Annotated in this window: 6 protein-coding genes; 3 read left to right on the top strand and 3 right to left on the bottom strand. The window is 50.1% G+C overall.

Going from position 1 to position 3384, the window contains the following annotated elements; all coding sequences use genetic code 11:
• A partial coding sequence (locus tag AB1656_06160) for a hypothetical protein (GenBank protein MEW6234952.1) occupies positions 1–428 on the top strand: 428 nt, incomplete at its 5' end.
• Between the two features lie 27 nt (positions 429–455).
• Here the strand turns inward: AB1656_06160 and AB1656_06155 are convergent.
• Both AB1656_06155 and AB1656_06150 read right to left on the bottom strand, forming a co-directional pair.
• The gene (locus AB1656_06155) at positions 456–686 is read right to left on the bottom strand and encodes a hypothetical protein (GenBank protein MEW6234951.1); all 231 of its coding nucleotides are present in this window, start codon (positions 684–686) and stop codon (positions 456–458) included.
• 9 nt (positions 687–695) lie between these two features.
• Positions 696–929, bottom strand: coding sequence for a hypothetical protein (locus AB1656_06150; GenBank protein MEW6234950.1), 234 nt, complete (start codon positions 927–929; stop codon positions 696–698).
• A 231-nt stretch (positions 930–1160) separates the two neighbouring features.
• Here AB1656_06150 and AB1656_06145 point away from each other — a divergent pair, with 231 nt between their 5' ends.
• Together AB1656_06145 and AB1656_06140 are read left to right on the top strand one after the other, a co-directional pair.
• Positions 1161–1439, top strand: coding sequence for a hypothetical protein (locus AB1656_06145; protein MEW6234949.1), 279 nt, complete (start codon positions 1161–1163; stop codon positions 1437–1439).
• A gap of 575 nt (positions 1440–2014) precedes the next feature.
• Positions 2015–2557, top strand: a complete 543-nt coding sequence (locus AB1656_06140; GenBank protein ID MEW6234948.1) for a hypothetical protein — start codon at positions 2015–2017, stop codon at positions 2555–2557.
• 585 nt (positions 2558–3142) lie between these two features.
• Here the strand turns inward: AB1656_06140 and AB1656_06135 are convergent.
• On the bottom strand, positions 3143–3384 hold a 242-nt coding region (locus tag AB1656_06135; GenBank protein MEW6234947.1), incomplete at its 5' end, for a hypothetical protein.

The raw sequence follows: 3384 nt of genomic DNA, 5'->3' as shown, positions 1-3384 counted from the left end.
TCCAGCAGAAGAATTCCGAATTGGAGTCGGCTGTTGCGCGGAGCGAGAAGGAATACGCCGGGTCTGCTTTCGATGGGAAGAAAAAAGAACTGGAGGAGGTATTCCTACCCGCCATCGAAGAATACAACAAGGCCTTGATTAGCCTGCAAACGCTGGGGGAGCGGCATGGGTACTATCCAAAGGTGGAAAGGAATTATTCCCATTACAGCGTGCGCGATTACGAAATCTTAAAACCGGCTATCAACGACGATGACGTGCGCGAAATCGTGAAGCGGGATTACCGCGAGTCGATCAAATCGCGCGTGGAGAGACAGAAGGAAGAGATAAACCGGCGGGAGATGGAGATCATCGAAAAGATTCTCTTCGCCGAAGACGACGAAATCGCCCAGATGGTCAGGGGATTCAAGGAAATGAAACTGGAGATTTGATTCTCATTCTATGGGAGAAGATTCAATTCAGGAAATCGCTTTTTTCGCCATGAATTTTCTGTCGCCGATGCAGCCGGGGCAGATAATGGAGCCGTCGCCGATGCTCCAGCGAACGCTTTCCGGCCCTACGGAATAGAAGACTACGCCGTATCCGCGATCATATTCACTGAGGGAATCCCCGCATTGCTCGCAATAGAGATTCGCGCAATCCTCACCCGGCTGGGCGAAATATTCGCAAACCGTAAATTTCTCTTTCACGCTTCTCGCCTAATAACCGATGACATTCGCTTGGCGGCCGCAGCCTGATTCGATCATGGCGTCGGCGAGGTTTTTCCATTCGCCGTTGACGCGATACTCGGCGCGATCTCCGAGCAGCAACTCGTCCGGCCATAAACTGGCGTAGATGGGGCCGCGAACCATGAGGCAGCCGTTTTCGCTTCTATCCGCCATCATGCCGCCGAGAACATTGATTACCTCCGAGCGAAGACCGAACCATCCCATAATCCATCACTACGAAATAATTCCTGCTGCCGTTTCGAATCGGCAATCGGGTCTATAAAACCATGTTCGATTGGCGGATTTAAAAAGGTTTCCGGCAAGAATTCTTCAGGGATTTTGATCGGCGATCAACGCTATGCAAAATAAATTGAGCATCGCCTCGCAGTAGGCGGCCTACAGATAAAAGGCTGGCGTTGATAATTCAAGCGGTGATGGCCTATCCGGAAATTCAAGGTGAATCAGTGCGCGTTGGAGAAATATTGCGGCGAACTTCCAGGAGCTAGAATTTTTCTGGAGAATTTTTTCTTGACCAGCGAAGGCATGGATGTTCCCGATGTATTTATGAACTACCAGATGGATTTGCGCCTCTACTCGCCGACGAACAAAACGATTCGCGAGAACAAACCGAAGATGTATGAAGCCTTCTCGGCGATATCCGGCATAGCGAAGCGCGATGTGGAATCGATGAACGCCGTTTACGGCGACGGGTTGCGCTTGTTCGCAAAAAAGTAAACGATAATCTCCTTGAAGATAAAAAATGATTTCGCTTCTAACAATGAAATTGGAAAACACGTTTTATAAGAACGCGATGATTTCTTCTTTGTCTGTGATGATGATTGATTTTGCGGCGGCGGCGCCTTCGAGAAATGCCGCGTCTCCTGGCGATCGGGGCATATTCTTTCTGTCGGCGGCGAAATCCAGTTAAGGCCGTTCGTCTCATGTTACATTCGACTCCCGGCCATAATCTTTCTTTCGCTGCGCCGAAACCAAGATAAGCCCCTCCGCCTAAAACCATCCGGCGGCATTGGTTGAGCGCCGCTCAAGAATTGCATAGATTCGATTCATGAAAGAAAATTAGGCAGAAATTTTCAACATAAAGAACTTCGCCTGAATACAATCTATTCCTCGAAATGATGGGCGAGCGCAATTTTCCGGGAAACGCATCATCGCCCATCGTAAGCATCTTTTTAAACATTCAGGCGGCATCCGTTTCCTGAGCTTGGCAATGATATTTATATTTATGCCGCCAAGGAATATTTATCCGTCGCGAGAGCAAAACGGTTTTGGGGGCGAGAACAACGTCGAAGTTGAAAATCGAGAAAGGGACCGTGGGCGGCCAATCCATTCTCAAAGCCTGGGAAAGTTTTGGCGGCGACTATTTCTTGGCGCTGGAAGATCGGGGCGAGGGAGAATATTACGGCCTCTTCCGGCAAGCCAACAACGAAGCGCTCTATCTGACCATGAAAGAGGCGGAGATCAAACGACAGCGCATGTGGCCGATCAAGAAGCGCGATTTGTCTTGCTTTTCGTTCGAGGTGGAAGAGCCGTTGGAAGTGATTTGTTCGTATAGCGCCGAAGAGGCGGAAGCGGATGGGATTTTGGTGCGGCTGCCGGATTATGCGGGTTCGCAAGGACAGCCGGTGTACATGACGAGCAACCTGTTCGAGTCGGGCGGCTATAACGACGAGAATAAGCGCAAACGGCTGGTGGAGTCGGGATTCGATCTGCTTAAATTGCCGGACGAAGAAGACCAATACAGCGATCGCAAGTTGCGCGTCATCGAGCAAGACAAGATATGGGTCATCGAGGACGGGGCGACGGTGACATTTTTACGGCCGGAAGATTATTAAGCCGCAAATGGTTTCGCGAACAATTCGCGGGATGGAAGGGCAAAACGCCAAGGCGGTGGATTCCATAAATACAAACGCGAAAATCGCTTGGGTGGTTCGGCGGCCAACCGTGATTTTCGGTCGAATGGAAATTTTGCGAGATCGGTTTTCTCTTGATAGAATCCTCCAAGTTAGCGCGAGTGCAGGGAGAAAACATCGATGGGAAGAGAAGAAAGGACGGATTCTATTTTTGAGGGGCGGAATGAAATAAAGTACTGATATTGTGAGAGTTAGTGTTCTGTTTACTAGAGGGCGATCCATTTAAGGGCTGTTCCAAAATGAGACGCTGCCGACATCCGTGAGTTCTGAGGGGCGGGGACATGCCTTTTTTCATGCCGCCTGGCGGCATGTCCATGAACATGGCGGTCAAGAAACATGCTAAGATGGCGGCTGCGCCGCTAATAGGACTCCGTCCCCTCCTGAACATGACATAGCCCGCGAGGGACGAGCGGCAAGCGCCCCTGGCAACTTCATTTTCTTGCTTTCTTGATAATAATCCGCTTCATATACATTTGCGAAGAATGATAGTGGTATCCACAAACGGCGTTAGGCTTCTTCTTCATCGCCATAATTGAATCCGGACATTTGCTTCCAGACATGACGAATTTCCTGGGAGAATAGGGAGAGGTACTCCTTATAAGAATCGTGGTCGAGCGAGCCGTCCTGATTGCGCCGCGCCGATTGCACGGCGGACTCGTGCAGCGATTTGGCCAGCGTTCCCGCGTTCATGCGCATCTTGGCTTTTTCGAAGGGATGATAGGCGAAACTGGTTTTGGGATAATTCTCTT

Source organism: Candidatus Omnitrophota bacterium (genome assembly GCA_040755155.1).
Lineage (GTDB): Bacteria > Hinthialibacterota > Hinthialibacteria > Hinthialibacterales > Hinthialibacteraceae > JBFMBP01.
The sequence above is the reverse complement of the archived record's forward strand: the minus strand, read 5'-3'. Positions and strand labels throughout refer to the sequence as shown.